The 21,893-nt window shown below is 54.1% G+C and carries 15 protein-coding genes, 4 tRNA genes and 1 pseudogene; 16 read left to right on the top strand and 4 right to left on the bottom strand.

Features of this window, described 5'->3' with window-relative positions; genetic code table 11:
- Positions 1–26 precede the first annotated feature (26 nt).
- On the top strand, positions 27–785 hold the full coding sequence (locus tag MIH19_RS12955; protein ID WP_283164118.1) for an aspartate/glutamate racemase family protein: 759 nt from the start codon (positions 27–29) through the stop codon (positions 783–785).
- A 135-nt stretch (positions 786–920) separates the two neighbouring features.
- Here the strand turns inward: MIH19_RS12955 and folD are convergent, their stop codons facing one another.
- Positions 921–1,778 carry a bifunctional methylenetetrahydrofolate dehydrogenase/methenyltetrahydrofolate cyclohydrolase FolD gene (gene folD, locus MIH19_RS12950; protein ID WP_249005274.1) on the bottom strand — a complete coding sequence of 286 codons (858 nt, stop codon included), beginning with the start codon at positions 1,776–1,778 and terminating at the stop codon, positions 921–923.
- A 219-nt stretch (positions 1,779–1,997) separates the two neighbouring features.
- Here folD and MIH19_RS12945 point away from each other — a divergent pair.
- The 10 genes from MIH19_RS12945 to MIH19_RS12900 all read left to right on the top strand — a co-directional run bounded on the left by MIH19_RS12945 (position 1,998) and on the right by MIH19_RS12900 (position 11,468).
- Positions 1,998–2,074, top strand: a tRNA-Pro gene (locus MIH19_RS12945).
- Positions 2,075–2,108: 34 nt separating this feature from the next.
- Positions 2,109–2,185, top strand: a tRNA-Arg gene (locus MIH19_RS12940).
- 74 nt (positions 2,186–2,259) lie between these two features.
- A tRNA-His gene (locus tag MIH19_RS12935) sits at positions 2,260–2,335 on the top strand.
- A gap of 114 nt (positions 2,336–2,449) precedes the next feature.
- Positions 2,450–2,534: transfer RNA gene (locus tag MIH19_RS12930), tRNA-Leu, on the top strand.
- Positions 2,535–2,910: 376 nt separating this feature from the next.
- Positions 2,911–4,215, top strand: a complete 1,305-nt coding sequence (gene tig / locus MIH19_RS12925; protein WP_249005273.1) for a trigger factor — start codon at positions 2,911–2,913, stop codon at positions 4,213–4,215.
- Between the two features lie 120 nt (positions 4,216–4,335).
- Positions 4,336–4,971, top strand: a complete 636-nt coding sequence (gene clpP, locus MIH19_RS12920; RefSeq protein ID WP_018403670.1) for an ATP-dependent Clp endopeptidase proteolytic subunit ClpP — start codon at positions 4,336–4,338, stop codon at positions 4,969–4,971.
- Positions 4,972–5,054: 83 nt separating this feature from the next.
- Positions 5,055–6,338 (top strand): ATP-dependent Clp protease ATP-binding subunit ClpX, encoded by a 1,284-nt coding sequence (gene clpX / locus MIH19_RS12915; RefSeq protein WP_249005272.1) that lies wholly within the window; start codon positions 5,055–5,057, stop codon positions 6,336–6,338.
- Positions 6,339–6,476: 138 nt separating this feature from the next.
- Entirely contained in the window at positions 6,477–8,894 is a 2,418-nt protein-coding gene (gene lon / locus MIH19_RS12910; RefSeq protein ID WP_249005271.1) for an endopeptidase La, read from the top strand.
- Positions 8,895–9,147: 253 nt separating this feature from the next.
- Complete coding sequence (locus MIH19_RS12905) at positions 9,148–9,420, top strand: HU family DNA-binding protein (RefSeq protein WP_007352523.1); 273 nt, start codon at positions 9,148–9,150, stop codon at positions 9,418–9,420.
- Between the two features lie 194 nt (positions 9,421–9,614).
- A complete protein-coding gene (locus tag MIH19_RS12900) occupies positions 9,615–11,468 on the top strand; it encodes a SurA N-terminal domain-containing protein (protein WP_249005270.1) in 1,854 nt (617 codons plus the stop codon).
- Positions 11,469–11,610: 142 nt separating this feature from the next.
- Here MIH19_RS12900 and MIH19_RS12895 read toward each other — a convergent pair whose 3' ends face one another.
- Positions 11,611–12,498, bottom strand: a complete 888-nt coding sequence (locus MIH19_RS12895) for a MurR/RpiR family transcriptional regulator (protein ID WP_249005269.1) — start codon at positions 12,496–12,498, stop codon at positions 11,611–11,613.
- A 178-nt stretch (positions 12,499–12,676) separates the two neighbouring features.
- Between MIH19_RS12895 and zwf the strand changes: the two genes are divergently transcribed.
- The 3 genes from zwf to MIH19_RS12880 are packed head-to-tail and all read left to right on the top strand — an operon-like array spanning position 12,677 to position 15,565.
- Positions 12,677–14,152: a glucose-6-phosphate dehydrogenase gene (gene zwf / locus MIH19_RS12890; RefSeq protein ID WP_249005268.1), complete on the top strand. Its 1,476-nt coding sequence runs from the start codon at positions 12,677–12,679 to the stop codon at positions 14,150–14,152.
- Entirely contained in the window at positions 14,139–14,864 is a 726-nt protein-coding gene (gene pgl / locus MIH19_RS12885) for a 6-phosphogluconolactonase (protein WP_249005267.1), read from the top strand. Before zwf ends, pgl begins: the two co-directional genes overlap by 14 nt.
- A gap of 8 nt (positions 14,865–14,872) precedes the next feature.
- Entirely contained in the window at positions 14,873–15,565 is a 693-nt protein-coding gene (locus tag MIH19_RS12880) for a bifunctional 4-hydroxy-2-oxoglutarate aldolase/2-dehydro-3-deoxy-phosphogluconate aldolase (protein ID WP_249009004.1), read from the top strand.
- Between the two features lie 80 nt (positions 15,566–15,645).
- On the opposite strand, the gene pyk is transcribed toward MIH19_RS12880, so the two are convergent.
- Both pyk and gap read right to left on the bottom strand, forming a co-directional pair.
- On the bottom strand, positions 15,646–17,094 hold the full coding sequence (gene pyk / locus MIH19_RS12875; protein WP_249005266.1) for a pyruvate kinase: 1,449 nt from the start codon (positions 17,092–17,094) through the stop codon (positions 15,646–15,648).
- Positions 17,095–17,162: 68 nt separating this feature from the next.
- Positions 17,163–18,167, bottom strand: a complete 1,005-nt coding sequence (gap, locus tag MIH19_RS12870) for a type I glyceraldehyde-3-phosphate dehydrogenase (protein WP_249005265.1) — start codon at positions 18,165–18,167, stop codon at positions 17,163–17,165.
- A gap of 170 nt (positions 18,168–18,337) precedes the next feature.
- Here gap and edd point away from each other — a divergent pair.
- Together edd and MIH19_RS12860 are read left to right on the top strand one after the other, a co-directional pair.
- A pseudogene (gene edd / locus MIH19_RS12865) lies at positions 18,338–20,156 on the top strand (phosphogluconate dehydratase).
- Positions 20,157–20,524: 368 nt separating this feature from the next.
- Positions 20,525–21,694 (top strand): porin, encoded by a 1,170-nt coding sequence (locus MIH19_RS12860; protein ID WP_249018597.1) that lies wholly within the window; start codon positions 20,525–20,527, stop codon positions 21,692–21,694.
- Positions 21,695–21,893: the final 199 nt, after the last annotated feature.

The raw sequence follows: 21,893 nt of genomic DNA, 5'->3' as shown, positions 1-21,893 counted from the left end.
ATATTTAACGCAAAGAGATGTCTATGATCAGTAAAAGCTACCGTATCGGACAGATCGTACCGAGCTCCAATACCACTATGGAAACGGAAATTCCTGCCATGCTTCGCGCCCGTGAAGCGGTAGAGCCGGAGCGCTTTACGTTTCACTCCAGTCGAATGCGGATGAAGAAGGTAACCCGCGAGGAGCTTGCTGCCATGGACGATGAGTCCGACCGCTGCGCACTGGAGCTATCTGACGCTCAAGTGGACGTGATGGGTTACGCTTGCCTAATCGCGATTATGAGTCGTGGTGCGGGTTACCATCGGGAGTCTCAGCGACGGTTGCACGAAGCAACCGTTGATAATGGTTTTCCGACTCCGGTGATTAGCAGTGCAGGTGCCCTTGTGGAAGGCTTGGCGACATTAGGGGCCAAAAAAGTGGCGATTATTACGCCCTACATGAAGCCACTGACGCAAATGGTAGTGGATTACATTCAATCCGAAGGCATTGAGGTGGTCGACAGTATTGCGCTGGAAATCCCCGACAATCTTGAGGTTGGGCGTCAAGATCCGCTGGCGTTGTTGGAGATTGTCAAGCGGCTAAAGTGGGCTGGGGCAGACGCAGTGGTGCTGTCCGCATGTGTTCAAATGCCCTCACTGGCTGCCATTCAGCCGGTTGAAGACAGCATTGGTCTACCTGTGGTGTCGGCGGCAACCTGCACCACTTTTCAGATGCTGAAAGCGCTGGGTCTGGCGCCCTTCGTGCCCAACGCTGGCCGCCTGCTAAGCGGTCAATACACAAAATAGTGCAGGCAATGGCGCGATACTCAAAGACGTGTATGACAACGTGGAGTCATATTTAAGAAATCAGCCAAAAAGTTATTCCTATGCAGGTCGTTTTCGGCTGCTCTTTCTGTCCGCAGTAACAAAAGCGCTGTGCGATTATCCGCCGTTCAGAATGTTTGCTGCGTGCAATGTATTCTCCAGCAAAGCAGCAATGGTCATAGGGCCCACGCCACCCGGTACCGGAGTGATGTAGGCGGCGCGCTCCGATGCAGCGGCGAAATCCACATCGCCCTGCAGAGTGCCGTTTGCCATCCGGTTGATGCCAACATCAATCACTGTCGCACCCTGCTTTACCCATTCGCCTTTGATCAGCCCCGGTTTGCCCACCGCGGCTATCAATATATCGGCGTCACGGACGAAACGCTCCAGATCCGCTGTAAAGCGGTGGCACACGGTGATGGTTGCGCCTTTCAGTAGTAGTTCCATGCTCATGGGGCGGCCGACGATGTTGGAGGCGCCTACAATGACCGCGTGCTGGCCTTTGTAGGGGGTACCTATGCTGTCAAGCAAGGTAATGATGCCGGCCGGTGTGCAGGGGCGTATGGTGGGTTTGCGTTGGCTTAGGCGGCCGACGTTGAACGGGTGAAAGCCGTCAACGTCTTTGTCCGGTCGAATCTTCAGCAAAATGGGGTCGGCGTCCAGCTGGGCGGGCAAAGGCAGTTGCACCAATATGCCGTCTATCAGTGGGTTGTCGTTCAGCTCGTCAATCAGGCTTTCCAGAGCTTGTTGCGAGGTGTCTGCCGCTAAATCGTAAGACAGCGACACAATGCCTGCCGCTTCGCAGGCTTTGCGCTTGTTGCCCACGTAAACCTGTGATGCGGCATCGCTGCCTACCAGGACCACCGCCAGGCCAGGCGCCCTCAGACCTTTGTCGAGGCGGGCCTGTACACCTTCGGCCACCTGCCGGCGAACCTTGGTGGCAATCTGTTTTCCATTTATCAGTTCGGCGCTCATGGTTCGTCTTTATGGGTTGGGCGTGGATTGGTTGCTAAAAAAGGCGTCTTATTGTCGCACGCTTCCGGGTTCAGGCCAATTAGTGCCCGAATTCTAAAGGCTTGAGAGCGGCGGCGGGGCGATTTTTTAACAAACTTTTCAAATGATGGTTGACGAAGGCCCCCGCCGCCGCTAATATCTGCGCCAACTTTGCTGACACACGTTGTTGTGCAGTTCAGACGGGGTATAGCGCAGCCTGGTAGCGCGCCTGCTTTGGGAGCAGGATGTCGGGAGTTCGAATCTCTCTACCCCGACCACTTTTCTGACTGTTCAGGTGGGCAAGCGGTTAATGCGCCTGTAGCTCAGCTGGATAGAGCACCGGCCTTCTAAGCCGGTGGTCGCAGGTTCGAGTCCTGCCGGGCGCACCATTTAGCCTCGGTCAGGGGCGGCAAAGTTTTCCAAGTGGTTTTGATGGTGTTTCACGCTTCGGCGTGTGTATATGGTGGGCGTAGCTCAGTTGGTAGAGCTCAGGATTGTGACTCCTGCGGTCGAGGGTTCGATCCCCTTCGTCCACCCCATTTCACCGCTTCGAATCAGATCCGGACCTTGCAATAGCGGGTTTCCGGTTTTTTTGTTTCAGTAGAAGTTTTGGATCAGCGGCGGCCAAATTTAGGCGGGTGCAAAAGAGTTATGCGGGTGTGGTGGAATTGGTAGACACGCCAGATTTAGGTTCTGGTATCGAGAGATGTGGGGGTTCAAGTCCCTCCACCCGCACCATTATTTTAAAACCCTGCAGGTTTGCGCCTTCAGGGTTTTTTTGTGGTTTCAGAAAAATATAAGTTATATAGACCAACGTATCGGATATAAAAGAACGAATTTTTTCGTATAGTAACTGCTCTTTAAATAGTTAGGCGTTAACTTCGGCTGCGGGCTCAGGCCCGGCAAATGATTGCAGAACTCGGTGTTCCCGGTGACGCCTGACGAGCGTTTATGCGGTCAACAGTTGCTTGTTGCAAACAGGTGATTCTCTCGGCACGGCAAACCGTGATAAACTGCCGGCTTTTAATTTTCAGTGCTTCTGCGGCGGCGTGCCGCTGAGAGATTTTGAGCTTTAAATTCATCCATAGTCCGAACCTGATTTTGAGGATTCTCCATGCAAGTGTCTGTTGAAACGACTTCCAGCATCGAACGTCACATGACGATTGGTGTGCCCGCCCAGGAAATTGACCAGGCGGTTCAGAAGCGCCTGCAGGAAACTGCGCGCACCGTACGCCTGAATGGTTTTCGCCCGGGCAAAGTGCCTATGAGCGTGGTAAAGCGTCGTTTCGGTGGCAGCGTACGTCAGGAAATTGTTGGCGAAATTATGCGCGACAATTATGTTAAGGCGTTGCAGGAGCAGGATCTCAATCCCGCTGGCTGGCCGCGCTTCGAACCCAAGACGATGGAAGAAGGCAAAGACCTCGAGTTTGTGGCCATCTTCGAAGTGCTGCCAGAAATCGAGCTGGGAGACCTGTCTGCGGTTACCATCGAGAAGCCCCAGGCTGATGTAACCGACGCAGACATCGACACCATGATTGACAACCTGCGCACCCAGCAGGCCACCATGAAGTCGGTCAAGCGCAAGGCCAAGAACAAAGACATAGCCGTTATTGATTTTAAAGGCACCATCGACGGTGAAGAGTTCGAAGGCGGCGCGGCTGAAAAGCATCGCTTGACCCTCGGCTCTGGCCAGATGATTCCAGGCTTCGAGAAAGCCATCGTGGGCAGTAAGGCCGGCGAGGAATTGGAAATTGACGTGACTTTCCCCGAGGACTACCACAACGAAGAGTTGAAAGGTAAGCCGGTCAAATTCCAAGTCATGATTCACGAAGTGGAAGAGCCGCAACTGCCAGAACTGGATGCCGAGTTCTTCAAGAAGTTCGGCATTGAGGCTGAAGACGAAGCTGCGTTCCGCGTAGAAGTGAAAAAGAACATGGAGCGTGAGCTCAAGCAGGCGATTTCCAATAAGGTCAAAAATGACGTTGTTGACGCGCTGCTGAACAGCACAGAGCTAGACGTTCCGACATCCTTGGTTGATCAGGAAATTGACCGTCTGCGTCAGGACGCGGTTAAGCGCTTCGGTGGCCAGATGGATTTCCAGCAACTGCCTAAAGAAATCTTCGAAGAGCAGGCCACGCGTCGCGTGAAGACCGGGCTGTTATTCCAGGAAGTGGTCAAGAAGAATGAATTGACTGCCGATGCGGAAAAAGTAGAAGAAAAGATCCAGGAAATTGCGTCTACGTATGAACAACCTGAGGAAGTGATTGCACACTTCAATAGCAGCCCGGAGGAGAAGTCCCAGATAGAATCTACCGTTCTGGAAGATGCAGTGGTTGAATATGTGCTGGGTCAGGCCCAAGTAACTGAAAAGGCCATGAAGTACGAAGAGGCCATTCAGGCGGGTCAAACCCAGCGTTGATAGTTGACCGGTTGCAAACGTTAGCAGTCGGCACAAACAATCATTGCAAGCAGCCGGCATGCCCGGCTGCTCTTTCTAAGACAGCCCATGCCCATTGTTCATAAGGAGTTCAGGCGCATCATGATGCAAAAACCAATTGATGGTTCCGCAATGTCACCCAGTGCCGCCCTGGTGCCGATGGTTATTGAGCAAACGGCGCGCGGCGAGCGCTCGTTTGATATTTATTCCCGCCTGTTGAAAGAGCGGGTCATATTTATGGTAGGCCCGGTGGAAGATCACATGGCTAACCTGGTGGTGGCGCAGTTGCTGTTTCTGGAATCAGAAAATCCGGACAAAGACATCCATCTATATATTAATAGTCCGGGCGGTTCGGTAAGTGCTGGTATGTCGATTTACGACACCATGCAGTTTATTAAACCCGATGTCGCGACTTTGTGCGTGGGCCAAGCGGCCAGCATGGGTGCATTCTTGTTGGCGGGCGGCGCTGCGGGCAAGCGTGCCTGCCTGCCCAACTCGAGGGTGATGATTCATCAGCCGCTGGGTGGCTATCAGGGCCAGGCAACGGATATCGAGATTCACACCCGTGAGATTCTCAAGATTCGCCACACCCTGAATTCCATTCTGGCGCACCATACCGGCCAGGATTTGGAAACCATTTCACGCGATACCGATCGTGACAATTTTATGGATCCGACCCAGGCTAAGGCCTATGGTCTGATCGATTCAGTACTTGATAAGCGCGTACCGAATAAATAATACTTGGGTAACACGCTCCATCCGTGGCCGGCGTGGCGTTCCGTTTTAACCGGCGCCGGCAAACAGAGATCAGAGGTATTTCAATGGCAGACGAAAGAAACGGCAGAGGTGACGATAGCAGCAAGTTGCTGTACTGCTCGTTTTGTGGAAAGAGCCAGCACGAAGTCCGGAAGCTCATAGCAGGGCCTTCGGTGTTTGTCTGCGACGAATGCGTTGACCTTTGCAACGACATTATCCGTGAAGAAATTCAGGAAAATGCTCAGGAGGAGGCCAGCGATCGTCTGCCGACACCGGCCGAGATCCGTGAAACACTGAACGAGTACGTGATCGGCCAGGATCGGGCTAAAGTGGTGCTGGCAGTTGCCGTATACAACCACTACAAGCGTTTGCGCTACGGTGAGGGTAAGGCCGAAGTCGAGCTGGGTAAAAGCAACATCCTGCTGATTGGCCCTACTGGTAGCGGCAAGACACTACTGGCTGAAACTTTGGCGCGGGTGCTGAATGTACCCTTTACCATTGCCGACGCTACCACCCTGACCGAAGCCGGTTATGTGGGCGAGGACGTTGAAAACATCATTCAGAAGTTGCTGCAGAAATGCGATTATGATGTCGAGAAAGCCCAGCGGGGCATTGTTTACATTGACGAAATCGACAAGATTTCTCGCAAGTCTGACAACCCCTCCATCACACGGGATGTGTCTGGTGAAGGCGTGCAGCAGGCGCTGTTGAAGTTGATTGAAGGCACCGTGGCTTCGGTACCACCCCAAGGCGGCCGCAAGCATCCGCAGCAGGAGTTCCTGCAGGTGAACACAAGCAATATTCTGTTTATTTGCGGTGGTGCGTTTGCGGGTTTGGATAAGGTGATACAGCAACGTTCTGCGCGTTCGTCCATCGGCTTTTCTGCAGAGGTGGCGAGTAAGGACAACATCAAATCCGCCGGCGAGATCATCAAAGATGTTCAAACCGAAGATCTGGTGAAGTTTGGCTTGATTCCGGAGTTTGTCGGCCGCTTGCCGGTTGTGGCAACCCTGACCGAGCTGGACGAGGACGCCCTGGTTCAGATCTTGACCGAGCCCAAGAACGCTTTGACCAAGCAGTACCAGAAGCTGTTCGAAATGGAAGGTGTAGAACTGGATTTCCGTGAGGAAGCCCTGCGCGCCGTGGCTCGTAAAGCGAAAGAACGCAATACAGGTGCCCGTGGTTTGCGCTCGATTATGGAAGCAACGCTGCTAGACACCATGTATCAGATCCCGTCGGAACAGGATGTGTGCAAGGTGGTGGTTGATGAAAGCGTGATCAGCGGTGATTCTGAACCGTTCAAGATTTACGCCAACAACGACCTGGCCAAAGTTGCGCCGGACGATTGATTCGCTAAATCCGCGTATTGACTGAAAAAGGGGCTGATTAGCCCCTTTTTTTATGTCGCAGATGCCCCAATGATTGATGTTACGTTTATTAAAACTCTTTATTGATACCTTTAATGATACCCCGTCAGAGGATTCCCTATGACCCGGATACCCGAAGAAACCGTGAAAGTTTACCCATTGCTTCCGTTACGCGATGTGGTGGTGTTTCCGCACATGGTTGTGCCCCTGTTTGTGGGCCGAGAGAAGTCTATCCAGGCGCTGGAAGCGGCGATGGAACGCGGCAAGGAAATTCTGTTGGTCGCCCAGCGTGATGCGGCCACAGACGACCCCGGCGTGAGCGATGTTTTCAACATTGGCACCCTCGCCACCATCCTGCAGATGCTGCGGCTGCCAGACGGCACCGTGAAAGTGCTGGTAGAGGGCAACGAACGTACCGCGCTGGAACAGATTGAAGATGGCGACTACCTGATAGCACACGCCCGCATTCTGCGCGAAGAACCCTTGCCGGAGCGCGAAGAAGAAGTGCTCAGCAAGACCTTGATGGAAGAGTTCGAGAAGTTTGTGAAGCTCTCAAAAAAGGTGCCGGCCGAGGTCTCTGGTGCGCTCAATGGGATTACCGGCGTAGAGCGCCTGGTGGATACCATTGCTGCCCATCTGGACTTGCAGATTCCGCAAAAGCAGGAGCTGCTTGAAGCGCTTGATACCCGTGAGCGAATTGAACTGCTGCTGGGCAAGCTGGACGGTGAAATTGACCTGATTGAAGTGGAAAAGCGCATCCGTGGCCGGGTCAAAAAGCAGATGGAGCGCAGCCAGCGCGAGTATTACCTGAACGAACAGATGAAGGCCATCCAGAAAGAAATGGGCCAGATGGGTGATGGTAATAACGATTTCGAGGAATTGGAACAGAAACTGGAAGATGCCGGTCTGCCGGAAGAAGCCCGCAAAAAAACGGAAAGTGAGCTGAACAAACTGAAAATGATGTCGCCTATGTCGGCCGAAGCCACAGTGGTTCGTGGCTATATCGACTGGATGCTGGCGGTGCCTTGGAAAAAGCGCAGCCGCGTGCGCCACGATATCGATAGGGCCCGCGAAATACTCGATGAAGATCATTACGGTCTGGACGAGGTAAAAACCCGCATTCTGGAATACCTGGCGGTACAAACCCGGGTGAAGAAGATCAAAGGGCCGGTGTTGTGCCTCGTAGGGCCTCCTGGAGTGGGTAAAACCTCTTTGGGGCAGTCCATTGCCCGTGCCACCAATCGCAAGTACACCCGTATGGCCCTGGGTGGCGTGCGTGACGAAGCCGAAATTCGCGGCCACCGCAAAACGTACATCGGCGCTTTGCCCGGTAAGCTGCTGCAGAAACTGGCCAAAGTCGGGGTGAAAAATCCGCTGTTCCTGTTCGATGAAATCGACAAGATGGGCATGGATCAGCGCGGAGACCCCGGTTCTGCGCTGCTGGAAGTGCTAGATCCGGAACAGAATCACACCTTCAATGATCATTATCTGGAAGTGGATTACGATCTGTCAGATGTGATGTTCGTGTGCACCTCGAATTCGATGAATATGCCGTCGGCGCTGTTGGACCGAATGGAAATTATCCGCATTCCAGGTTACACCGAAGATGAAAAAGTGAATATCGCTCTGCGTTACTTGCTGCCCAAGCAGATAAAGGCCAACGGTCTGCGCGACAAAGAACTGGATCTTCCAGAAGAAACCCTGCGCGACCTGGTGCGTTACTACACCCGCGAGGCTGGCGTACGTGGACTGGAGCGCGAGATTGCCAAGATCTGCCGTAAGGTGGTGCGTGAGCACGTTTCAAGCGGCGATAAGAACCAGGTAGCGATAACACCGGCGATGCTGGAAGACTATTCCGGTGTGCAGAAATTCAAATACGGCCTGGCAGAAGAAAATAACGAAATTGGCCAGGTGACCGGTCTGGCATGGACTCAGGTGGGCGGCGAATTGCTGACCATCGAATGTGCGCTTACGCCGGGTAAAGGTCGGGTGGTGAAAACCGGTTCGTTGGGCGACGTTATGCAGGAGTCTATCCAGACGGCATTAACCGTTGTGCGTAGTCGCGCTAAAGCGCTGGGTATTGCCGACGATTTCCACGAAAAACACGATTTGCACGTGCATGTGCCTGAGGGCGCGACTCCAAAAGACGGCCCCAGCGCCGGTATAGGTATGTGTACAGCATTGGTGTCTGCGTTGACCCGTAACCCGGTGCGCAGTGACGTCGCGATGACCGGTGAAATAACCTTGCGCGGTCGTGTTTTACCCATCGGCGGACTTAAGGAAAAGCTGCTGGCAGCGCACCGGGGAGGTATTAAAACGGTTATAATACCGGATGAAAATGTCAGAGATCTCAAGGAGATACCTGAAAATATCAAAGAGTCTCTGGAAATTCGCCCGGTCAAATGGATTGACGAAGTGCTAGACATTGCGTTGGTGTATGCGCCGGAGGTAATGGCGGGTGATATTGCGGAAAAAACAGCCGCTAAGGTCGGCTGTGACGACGACGCAGAATCGAACGAACGCCCAAATACGCACTAAATCCGACATGAATTGTTGACACACGGAAGAGCCCATTGGTATAACTGTTTCGCCGTGAAGCAGCCTGTACCAAGGGCTCCCGCGTTTTATAAAGCTATTCCAACTACCGGTTTACCGCTCCGACTAACGGATTGTTGCCGCAGGGAATAAAAATAATTGCCGAATGGAATTCTGCAAACGTATGTGCAATAGTCTCTGCGTTTGAGATCCATCGACCTATAACATCTTCAACCTGAAATCGAAGGGGTTTAGTGTGAACAAGTCCGAACTTATTGATGCAATTGCAGAGTCCGCTGATATTTCCAAAGCCGCCGCTGGCCGCGCTCTGGATGCCATGACCACCTCCATTACCAGTGCCCTGAAAAAGGACGACCAGGTAACGTTGATTGGTTTTGGTACTTTCTCCGTGAAAGAACGAGCTGCCCGTACTGGCCGTAACCCGCAGACAGGCGCCGAGATTCAGATTAAGGCCTCTAAAGTACCTGGTTTCAAAGCAGGTAAGGCCCTGAAAGACGCCGTTAAGTAACGGGTTTTTCGACGGCAGCTCCGCGTTTTGGAGCTGCGCCAGAAATATTAAAGGCGCATTCCACACTGAATGCGCCTTTTTACGTTAACAACGCGAGATCTACGTTAACAGCGCCAGAATTGCGTTGATGACGATAAAAAATTCGCCGGCATTCGCTGGCACAGTACGACCTTGAACAGGGATTCGGGAGACACATGCTTCAAGATATGCGGGAAAACGCCCAGGGCACCATTGCCAAGATCATTATCGGCTTGCTGATTTTGTCGCTTTCCGTTTGGGGAATGGACGCCATTATTGGCGGCTTCAGCGGCGAACCGGAAGTGGCTACGGTGAATGGCCAAGACATTACCGAGCGCGAATTTTTACGGGTGGTGCAGCTGGAAAGTCAGAACCGTCTGTCGCGTATGGAACGGCCGGATCCTTCTCTGTTGAACGAAGATCAGATTCGAGTCGACGTACTGCAGGCACTGATCGAAGAGCAGGTGCTGGCGCAGGACGCAGACCGGCAGGGCCTGGCGTTGTCTGACGCCGATATTGATGCTCTGATCACGCAGATGCCCCAGTTTCAGGTAGACGGCCAGTTCAATCGCGATCAGTTTGTTGCCACCGTCCGCAATGTGGGTATGGGTGTTGGCGAATTCCGCGATGCCATACGCAAGCAAACCGTGGTGAACCAGATTCGCGCCGGTATCGTCGCCAGCGGCGTTGTCACCAGCAATAGCATTACGCGGCTGATGCAGATTCAAAATCAGACCCGTGATTTTCGCCTGCTGAGCATTTCTGCCAGCGCCGTGGCTGATAAGGTAAACGTCAGCGCCGATGACATACAGACGTTTTACGACAGCAACCCAAACTTATTTCAGCAGCCCGAGCAAGTCGATGTCAGCTATGTTGTGTTATCGCTGGACGCGCTGGCTGACGCCATCGTCATCAGTGACGAAGAGCTTCTGACTTATTATCAAAGCCGCGAAGCCGATCTGGCTCGCGAAGAGCGCCGGGCGGCGCATATCCTGATTGAAGACACCGCCGATGCGGAAACCGTTGTTGAGAGTATCCAGCAGCGCCTGGCTGACGGTGAAGACTTCGCAGCGCTGGCGCAGGAACTGTCGATTGATACGGTTTCTGGCGAGCAGGGCGGCGATCTGGGCTTTGCCGGCCGCGGGGTTTACGACCCAGCCTTCGATGAAGCCCTGTTCAGCCTTGAACCTGGCGCTGTTTCAGGCCCGGTGCGCACCAGTTTTGGTGTACACCTGATCAAATTAAACGACGTTCGCCGTTCAGACGTGCCCGCCCTGGCCGACGTTGCCGCGCAGTTGCGTAACGATCTGTCCCGCGAGCAAGCGCGTGAAGCTTATGCCCAGGCACGTACAACACTGGCGGACTCGGCTTACGCGGCCGACAATCTGGAAGGGCCAGCGAAAGACCTGAATCTTGAGCTTCGCCAGGCTGACAACATTACCCGTAGCGGTGGCGCTGAGCCGTTTGATCATGCCGGACTGGTGCGCCAGTTGTTTTCGGAAGACGTATTGAACGGTGGTTATAACACCGAGCTGATTGACGTTGCCGACAATCGCGCGGTGGTCGCCCGAGTGCGGGTTTATCGCGAGGCCGAGGTGCTGCCGCTAGGCGGCGTGGAGGACGCAATTCGCAGTAATCTGGAAGTCGAGCAAACCCGTACCGCGCTGGTGGTCCGTGCCAGCGAAATGGCCGCGCAGTTACAGGCCGGCGAATCGTTACCGGATATCGCCGACGACAGCTGGACGGCTTACAGCGAACAGCCCCGCAGTGCGCCGGAATTAGGCGGTGAGGTCATGCAGACGGTTTACGCGTTGCCGCGCCCACTGGCAGGTAAAGTCAGTTATGGCCACACGATTACCGGTAACAGTGCCGTCGTAATCGCTCTGGATAAGGTTAACGAAGGCGAGGTAAACACCGACAGCACCGAATACGTGCAGTTGCAGGAGTTTCTGGCCTCACTGGACGGCCAGCGCGAATATACGGCCTACCAGCAGTGGCTGCGGAATAACGCCGAGGTGGAGCGCCCGTAGTACAGGTTTGGCACACAGCTAGCGTAAAGCTAGGGAGAATCCAGGGCAGGATGACGCCCAAGGCGAGTAGAAAAGCCCGAACCGGATAGCCGGTTCGGGCTTTTTTGTTTCTAACGTCAACGTTGCTTTAGCGCATGTGCTGTCAGGGCTGCGTCAGTGGCAGGCGGGTCGGGCGCAGGCTTTCTTTTACCTTTTTTAAGTGGCTGAGAAAATCCGGGCCGCGCTTTAACGTCACCCCTGTAGCCAGAATGTCGATGACGGTAAGCTGTATAATACGCGACGACATGGGCATATACACTTCGGTATCTTCCGGCGAAATCACCGGCAACACCACGCTGGACACTGCCGCCAGGGGCGATTGAGGGTTGGTAATGCCAATGACCGTGGCGCCGTTATCGCGGGCAATTTGTGCTATTTCCACGGTTTCCCGGGTGCGCCCGGTGTATGAGATAGCCACAATCACATCGCCCACGTGGGAGCCAGCAGCCACCATTCGTTGAATCAAGGCGTCGTCATAAGTCGTAACAGGTATGTTGAAGCGGAAAAACTTGTGTTGGGCGTCCATCGCCACCGACGCCGAGGCACCCATGCCAAAAAAGCTGATCTGCTTGGCTTGAATCAACGAATCGATGGCTTGCGCCAACGCCTTGGCATCCAGCGTCTGGCGCGCCTTATCCAGGCTTGCCATGGTGCTGAGTATGATCTTGTCGGCAAACTCCGCCACGGTGTCGTCTGGCTCAACGTTCTGGCCGACATAGGGAGTGCCGGTGGCAATGCTTTGTGCCAGGCGAATCTTGAAGTCGGGAAAACCGGTGGCGGAAAACCCGCGGCAAAAACGGTTAACTGTCGGTTCGCTAACGTCAGACGCCCGCGCCAGCGCGGCAATGCTGTAACGGGTTGCGGCGCTGGGGTCGCGCATAATGGCCTCTGCCACCTTGCGCTCAGATTTGTTGAGCTGCTCCAGCCTCTGCTGAATATCCTCAAGCAGATTATCATCCCGGCGGGAATGGGTGAGGGTAGTTGCAGCCATGCCTGAAGCTCCCTGATTACTTTCGTTGATACGGAACGGTTGATACGAAATGTTTGATGCGAAATTTTAAAAATTATACCCTGTTTGACAGATTTTGGGTGTAGTAAAAGTGTCGGAAGTGGGGTTAAATAACTGTATGCGCCGATTTTAGCGGCGATTATTGGATAAAATTACTACAATGACCAAATCAGACCATACTCGCTGCGATTTGATAATTTTTGGCGCCCTGGGCGACCTGGCCAACCGCAAGCTGTTTCCGGCGCTTTACCAGCTTGAACGCGCGGATTTGCTTGCTGAAGGAAGCCGTATTCTGGCACTGGCCCGGAGCGAACACAGCAGCGACGACGTGCGCCAGCAGATTGCCGATAATTTGCGTCAGCGGGTTCCGACTGAAGAATTTCAACAATCGGTTGTAGAGCGTCTGTTAAAGCGGGTGGAATACCGCAGCCTTGACTTTAGCTGCCGCGAGAGTTATCCGGAATTGAACGGTTGGCGCGACAGCGTCAATAACAATCTGATTGTGTACATGGCCACGCCGCCGTCGTTGTACGGGGTGATTGCGCGCAATCTACGAGATTCCGACTGCTGCAGTGAGCACACCCGGGTGGTGGTTGAGAAACCCATTGGCCATGACCTGCAATCGTCGCGGGTCATCAACGATGCCCTGGGCGAGGTATACGCTGAAAGTGAGCTGTTCCGCATTGACCACTATCTGGGTAAGGAGACGGTGCAAAACCTGATTGCTCTGCGTTTCGCCAACAATCTTTTTGCCTCCCAGTGGGATCAGAACCACATTTCCCACGTAGAAATCACCGTGGCAGAAAGCTTGGGTATTGAAGGGCGTTGGGGCTATTTTGACAAGGCCGGGCAACTGCGTGACATGATTCAGAACCACCTGCTGCAACTGCTGTGCCTGATTGCCATGGATCCACCGTCTGATTTGTCGGCGGACAGCATTCGCGATGAGAAAGTGAAAGTGCTGAAAGCTTTGCGCAAAATTACGCCCGCCATGATGGAACATTACGCGGTGCGCGGGCAGTACACCGCAGGTTCCAGCGAGGGCAAGGCGGTGCCGGGATACCTTGATGAAAAAGGTGCGGATAAATCCAGTGATACGGAAACCTTTGTCGCGCTGAAAGTGGAAATCGATAACTGGCGCTGGTCCGGTGTGCCATTTTACATCCGCACCGGTAAACGGCTGCCTGAAAAGTTGTCCCAAATCGTGATTCATTTCAAACCGGCACCGCATTATATATTTGACCCGGACCAGAAGCATCTGGCCAACAATAAGTTGATTATCCGCCTGCAGCCAGACGAAGGCATGGCGCTGAAAATACTCACCAAAGACCAAGGCCTGGATAAAGGCATGCGCCTGCGCCAGGGGCCGCTGGATCTAACCTTCGCCGAAACCTTTGCCAAGGTTCGCATCCCCGAAGCCTATGAACGGCTGCTGTGGGAAGTCATGAAAGGCCACCAGTACCTGTTTGTGCGCCGTGACGAAGTTGAACACGCCTGGCGCTGGGTAGACCAGATCATCACCAATTGGCAAGACAGCGGCGAGCCACCCAAACGTTACGCCGCAGGTGGTTGGGGGCCGGTGGCCTCGGTGGCTTTAATAACCCGTGACGGACGAAGCTGGTATGAAGATGTCTAAGCCCCTATTGCCCAGCGGCGTATTTTGGCACCCGGCTGCGACTCCGGCAGACCTTGCCCTGAAATTGGCAGAGCAGATTGCATTGATTCTGCGCCAACGTCTTGACGCAGCGCCGCGGGCTAGCTTGGCGTTGTCTGGCGGCAGTACACCGATTTTGCTGTTTAGGGCTTTGGCCCAGCAAGTGCTGGACTGGCAGCGGATAGATATTGTGCAGGTAGATGAGCGCTGGGTAGCGCCATCGCACCCAGACAGCAACAGCGCCCAGATACGCGAGCATCTGTTGCAGGGAAGGGCTGCAGTGGCACGTTTTTATCCACTGTACGAAAAGGTCGCAAGCCCTTCAGCCGGCCTGGGTGCCGTTTGCCAACGGCTTGAATCTCTTAGCTGGCCGCTGGACGTGGTGGTGTTGGGTATGGGCAACGACGGCCATACCGCATCGTTATTTCCTGATGCGCCGGAACTGGTCGCTGCCATGGCGGAGCACAGCGGCAGCAAGTTGGCTGCGATAACACCACCCCAACATGCCCAGGCGCGAATCACTCTGACCCGAAGCGCCATTGCTGGCGCCCGTCATTGTATTCTGCACATTCAGGGCGACGACAAGCTGGCCACTCTGACAAAGGCGTTGGCCGAACCTGATAACTGGGCGCACATGCCAATCCGCGCGTTTCTGCGGTCGGGTTTGCACATTTTTTGGAGCCCCGCAAAGTGACCTTATTGATGAATGCCGAAGCACAAGCACAAGCACAAGCACAAGCACAGCGCCAACGGTTAGACGACATCATCAGCCTGTCGCCGCTGCTGCCGGTGATCACCATTAATCACCCAGACACCGCGGTGCCTCTTTGCGAGGCGTTGATGCAGGGTGGTCTTAAGGTGTTCGAGATCACTCTGCGCAGTGACTACGGTCTGGATGCGATTCGTGCTCTGCGCAAGGCATTGCCCGATGCCGTGATAGGCGCGGGTACGGTGTTAACGGTAGAGCAGTATAAGCAGGCAGAGGCAGCGGGTGCGCAGTTTGTCGTAACACCGGGAATCACACAGTCGTTGCTGGAATACGGGTTGCAAGCGCAGGCGCCGCTGCTGCCGGGCATTGCTACGGCGTCAGAATTAATGAGTGGTTACCAGTTGGGTTACCGCCGTTTCAAGTTCTTTCCAGCAGAAGTGGCCGGCGGCACGGCGGGCTTGCGGGCATTAAGCGGACCGTTTGCCGGGGTTCGGTTTTGCCCCACCGGCGGTATTCGCCAAAACACCGCAGCGGGTTACCTGGCTTTAGACAACGTGATGACCGTGGGCGGAACCTGGCTGACGCCGGAAGACGCAGTGGCGAGCGGAGACTGGGCGGGAATCCGCGAGCTGGCCAGGGCAAGTCTGGCGGAACTGAACGCGTCAATAGGTTCCGCTGAGGCTTAAGGTTGACACGAGAAGGCAATGAACAGCCAATAAAAAACGCCAGCAAGCTGGCGTTTTTTATTGGCTGAATAACCTGCGGTTTAGTGCAGATGTTCACCTACACGTAGGATTTGCATGGAGTTGGTGCCGCCCTGGGCATTGGTAAAACTGCCTTTGGTGATGATAACCAGATCGCCGTCTTTCACCACGCCTTGTTTTACCAGCTGCTCAACCGCCTGGGTGTTGGTGTCTTCGGCCGCAAAGTTTGCAGCATCAAAGGGTACGGTTTGCACGCCGCGGTACATCACTACCCGGTGCTGGGTGGTGTGATGGCGTGAAAACGCGTAAATCGGCAGGCTGGACTTGATGCGAGACATCAGTCGCGGGGTTGCACCTGTTTCGGTCAGGCAGATGATAGCGGCTATGCCGTTCAGGTGATTGGCTGCGTACATGGTAGACAACGCAATGGCTTCATCCACCCGTCCCATGGACTCGTGCATCCGATGTTTGGACTGATGCATGGAGGGGTGTTTCTCCGCACCAATACAAATTCTTACCATGGCGCTTACCGCTTCCACCGGATAATCACCAACAGCGGTTTCTGCTGACAGCATCACTGCGTCTGTGTAATCCATCACCGCGTTAGCCACATCCGACACTTCGGCGCGGGTGGGCATGGGGTTGGTGATCATCGATTCCATCATCTGGGTGGCCGTAATCACCGCGCGGTTGAGAATTCGAGCGCGCTGAATAATGTGCTTTTGTACACCGACCAGTTCGGCATCGCCGATTTCCACAGCCAGGTCGCCGCGGGCAACCATGACCACGTCAGACGCTTCGATGACCGCATCCAGAGCGGCGTCATCGTGGGCCAGCTCGGCGCGTTCAATTTTTGCGACCAGGCCCGCTTCAGAGCCGGCCTCTTTCAGCAAACGACGGGCTGTGTGCATGTCTTCGGCGTTGCGAACGAAAGAAACGGCCACATAATCCGCGCCCAATTTGGCGGCAGTAACAATGTCTTGCTTGTCTTTCTCGGTCAGCGCTTCAGCCGACAGGCCACCACCGCGCTTGTTCAGGCCTTTGTTGTTAGACAAGGGTCCACCGATCAAAACCGTGGAGGTGATGCTGTGATTGTCTACCGCGTCTATCTGCATTTCGATGCGGCCGTCGTCCAGCACCAGAATGTCGCCAGGTTTTACATCGCGGATCAGCTGTTCGTAATCGATGCCTACGCAATCGGAGGTGCCACCTTCTTTGTCCATGGTGGCATCCAGCACAAAGGTTTGGCCGGCGGTCAGGGTGACCTTATTGTCGCGAAAGCGGGCAATGCGCAATTTTGGCCCTTGCAGGTCGGCCATAATAGCGACAAAACGGCCCTGTGCCTTGGCGGTGTCGCGTACCAGGCGCGCGCGCTTTTCGTGATCTTCCGCCGTGCCGTGGGAAAAATTCAGACGGGTAACGTCGACACCCGCAGCAATAATAGCGCCCAAAGATTCGGGGCTGTCGGTAGCGGGACCAAGGGTGGCAACAATCTTTGTACGCCGGAGCATAGTGGGTGTCCTTTCAGAGTGTGAAGGTGTTTCGCTTACGCGGTTTGGCTGGTTGTCGGCTTGTGCCTTCATTGGCTGGCTTTTATAAGTGCAGCCGCATTATCCAGCATTCGGTTCGAGAAACCCCACTCATTGTCATACCAGGCCATGACTTTTACATGACGCCCGATCACGCGCGTGTGGTTGGCGTCAAAAATACTCGAACGAGCGTCGTGGTTAAAGTCAACGCTAACCAGTTTTTCCTGGTTATATCCCAGTACGCTATTTTTGTCAGCTGCGGCTTTTACCGCGGCGTTAACTTCCTCTACGGAGGTGTCGCGGCTTGCAATAAAGCCAAAGTCGACCAGCGATACGTTAATAGTGGGTACACGAACCGCCAGGCCGTCCAGCTTGCCGTTCAGTGCCGGAATGATTTTACCAATCGCGGCAGCGGCACCGGTTTTGGTGGGGATCATCGACTGGGTGGCCGAGCGCGCGCGGTACAGGTCTGAATGGTACACATCGCTCAAATGCTGGTCGTTGGTATAGGAGTGAATGGTGGTCATCAATCCGCTTTCAATTCCGACCGCATTGTTTAAAGCTTCGGCGATCGGTGCGAGGCAGTTCGTGGTGCAGGAGGCGTTGGAAATAATGTGATGGTCGGCGTTCAGAATCTGGTCGTTTACACCGAAAACCACCATGGCGTCTGCGTCTGGGCTGGGCGCAGAGATAATTACTTTGCGGGCACCCGCCTGTAAATGGGCCGCGGCTTTTTCACGTGTTGTGAACAGGCCCGTGCATTCCAGCACCACGTCTACGCCCAGATCTTTCCACGGCAGGTCGGCTGGGTTGCGGATTGCGCTGATGGCAATGCGGTCGCCGTTCACGCTGAGGGAATCGGCATCGTGGCTTACGTCGGCAGAAAAACGCCCGTGAACACTGTCATACTTGAGCAGGTGAGCGTTGGTTTCGGCATCGCCCAGGTCATTAATAGCGACCACCTGCATCTGCTCGCGATAATTGTTCTCATAAAGGGCGCGAAGCGTGTTGCGGCCAATGCGGCCAAACCCGTTAATTGCGATTCGGATGGTCATACTCTTACTCCTGAATGGATATTTTTTATTCGGAAATACATTTGATGTAGTAAATGTATCAACAAAACGCAAAAAAATGAACACTAAACCCGTAAAATGTAAGAAATCGAACGTAAAACTACGTTCATAACCAAAATAATCAAACAAACCTGCTGCCCGTGGAGCTTGCCATGAACTCAACCGTTGATCGCGTAACCCAAAGAATTATTGAGCGCAGCCGAGCGTCACGTCTGGATTATCTTGCCCGTATGCAGGCGTTGAAGAACAGTTCGCCCCAGCGCGGCACTTGTCTTGCGGTAATCTGGCCCATGGTTTTGCCGCTTGTGAGTAGGGCGATAAAGACACCCTGAAGCTGATGAACCGGGCCAATGTGGCGATTGTGTCTGCGTACAACGATATGCTGTCGGCGCACCAACCTTACGCGTCCTTCCCCGATGTTATTCGTAAGGCTGCCCATGGCATGGGGTCTGTGGCCCAGTTCGCGGATGGTACACCGGGCATGTGTGATGGCGTTACCCAGGGCCAGCCAGGTATGGAGCTTAGCCTGTTTTCGCGGGACACCATCGCCATGAGCACGGCGGTTTCGCTCAGCCACAACATGTTCGATGCAACACTGCTGTTGGGTATTTGCGACAAGATTGTTCCGGGCCTGTTGATAGGCGCGCTCAGCTTTGGTTACTTGCCGACGATTCTGGTACCGGCGGGCCCCATGCCGTCTGGGCTGCCAAATAAAGAGAAACAACGCATTCGCCAACTGCACGCCGAGGGCAAAATTGGTAAAGAGGAACTGCTGGAAGCCGAAAGCCAGTCTTACCACAGCCCCGGCACCTGCACGTTTTACGGCACTGCGAACAGCAACCAGTTGTTGGTTGAGGTGATGGGGCTGCACCTGCCAGGCAGTGCGTTTGTGCATCCTGACACGCCTTTACGGGAGCAGCTTACCTGTGCCGCGACGGAGCAGGTTATCCGCCTGTCGAAACCCCAGGGCGGTACTTTGGGCTGGGCGACATGGTGGATGAAAAAGCCATTGTGAATGCGCTGGTGGCCTTACTGGTCACCGGCGGGTCAACCAACCACACCTTGCACTGGGTGACCATTGCCCGCGCGGCCGGGGTCATTATTGACTGGAACGACTACGCTGAGCTGTCGTCGGTGGTGCCTTCCATGACTCGCATTTATCCCAATGGCGAAGCGGATATCAATGCCTTCCACGAAGCCGGTGGCACACCTTTTTTGATTCGCGAACTGCTCAGCCACGGCTATTTGCACAACGATGTACAAACCGTGGTGGGTTTTGGTCTTGAGCGGTACACCCAGGGGCCTGTCTTGAACAACGACGGACTGACCTGGCAGCCGGCGCCGGCAAAGAGCCTTTATCCGGGCGTGCTAAGCAGTGCTGCCGAGCCGTTCGCCTCAGACGGCGGCATGAAGGTGCTTGATGGCAACCCGGGCCGCGGAGTTATAAAAGTGTCTGCGGTGGCACCCCAGCACCACAAAGTGCAGGCGCCAGCGGTGGTTTTCAACGAGCAGAATGATCTGAAAGCCGCCTTTGATGCGGGTGAGCTGAATCGGGATTGCGTGGTGGTTGTGCGTTTTCAGGGGCCGAAAGCCAATGGCATGCCGGAGTTGCACAAGCTGACGCCCTACCTGGGCGTTCTGCAGGACCGCGGCTTTCAGATAGCGCTGGTGACCGATGGGCGTATGTCTGGCGCCTCGGGCAAAGTGCCAGCCGCCATACACGTTTATCCGGAAGCACTTGACGGTGGTGCCTTGGCCAAAGTGCGCGACGGTGACCTGATATCCCTGAACGCAGATACCGGTTCGCTGGAGCTGTTGTTAGATGAACAGGTTCTTGCCAGTCGCGAACCGGTAAAACCCAACCTGGCGGCATCCCATTACGGTCATGGCCGTGAACTGTTTGGTTGGATGCGCCGCAGCGCCAGCAATCCGGAGCAGGGGGCCAGTGTGTTCTGGAATTATGACAATTAAGCCGACACATAGGGCCGCGGTTATGTTTGTTTTCGTACAAAACTATTAAAATCGCGTTATTAGTAAGTTCGCTAACGAATTTAATTAATTTTTTTTATTCTTCGATAAGTGCTTATAGAACAATATTTTAATGCAATTTTATGGGCAGTTAGCGCGTCTAAAGTCACGCAAAGCGAAAATAACTTCGACCAAAACCTTTCCATTTTGTTATTCGAGAGTTAGATTTGTTGTGTTCCGAATATTATGATTAAAAACGAAATAAAAATATTCGTTCACGAATTGGGTTGTCGTACCAAAAAGTAAGCGCCGCGGGCGCTGCGACGGTACAGCAGTCTGAGATCTGGCACTAATAACAACAGGAAGCTGACATGATCGAACATAACGCATTTGCGAAAACTCCCAGCCGTCGTCCATTGCGCAAGGCGCCCTTGGCGGCTGCGCTGTCACTTATGGCAGCAGGGATGGCTTCACCGGCAATGGCGGAAGTCGCATTTGAATCAGATAATGGTTGGAAAGTGGGCGTTAATGGCCATTTACCAATTTTTGCGGTTTTTGGCGATTACGACAAAAGAGCAGGTGGTGATTTCTTGGATGGGGAAGACTCATTTTCCATCACCACTGGTTTTAATCCGGCAACATTGCAAACCAATATTTATGCACCGATGCAAAACGGTCTTCAGGTATCTGGTCATTTTCAGATGAATGCCAGCATTGCGCCGGGCGATGCGGATGAAGAGTTCCGTAGCCGGGTATCTGAAATTGCCGTGGCCGGTGATTTTGGTACCGTCAATATCGGTAAAGGTTTCGGTATCTTTGGGACGCCTGCGATTGGCGACAGTGGCAGTGGGATGGGCGTTGGTTTGATCGGCGCTGGCCCTGATCAAGTAGCCGCTACGGCGGGGCGTATCGGCAATGGCTATTTCTATGCTGACTTCCAGCCACGTGTGATGTATACCTCTAATAATCTTGGTGGTTTGCAGTTCAAGGTTGGCGTGTTTAGCCCATCGAAGGTCGACTCCACCACCGCCGGTGGTGCAAATGCTGAATATGACACGCCCCGCATCGAAGCCAACGTCGTGTACTCGGCGGATAACTTCTCGCTTTGGTCCAGCGGTTTCAGTCAAGACGTAGGCTCCAAAACGGGCACTAACCAATACACTATGTCTGGTATCGACTTTGGTGGCTCCGTTTCCTTAGGTGACCTGGCTGTCCGTGGTAACTACTCAATGACCTCAGGCACCGGCAACGGAGTGTTCGCAGCGCGTTTTGATCCAAACGAAGAAGACGCAAACCAGTGGTATGTTGAAACCACCTATCAAATTAATCGCACCACCTTGGGTGCTAGCTACGGTGAAGGCGAAGATGACTTCGAGGAGCTGAATGGCGCCGGTGCGGGTGATTCAGACCTGACTATGTTGTTCGCCCGTTATGCGGCTACGGATAACTTTACCTTGTTGGCCGAGTACCAGATCTATGGCACCGGTGACGGCGATGGCGAATACAACGCCATCATCTTCGGCTCACAGCTAACGTTCTAATGCTGATGGTTTGAAGATTGAAGGGTTCTGCTATCAGAACCCTTCAATGACATGGAAAAAGACTGAGTGGGGTTCTCAGTCTTTTTTTTTGCCTGATTTTTTATCTGAATTTCAGGCAAAAAAACTCCGGACGGAATAATCCGGCCGGAGAAAAGTGCCTGAGAGAGTATCAGGCGCTGTGGTGGAGAAAGTTGACTGC

The organism is Marinobacter sp. M1C (assembly GCF_023314135.1).
GTDB lineage: Bacteria > Pseudomonadota > Gammaproteobacteria > Pseudomonadales > Oleiphilaceae > Marinobacter.
Note: the sequence above shows the minus strand (reverse complement) of the source record. Positions and strands in the feature narration are given on the sequence as shown.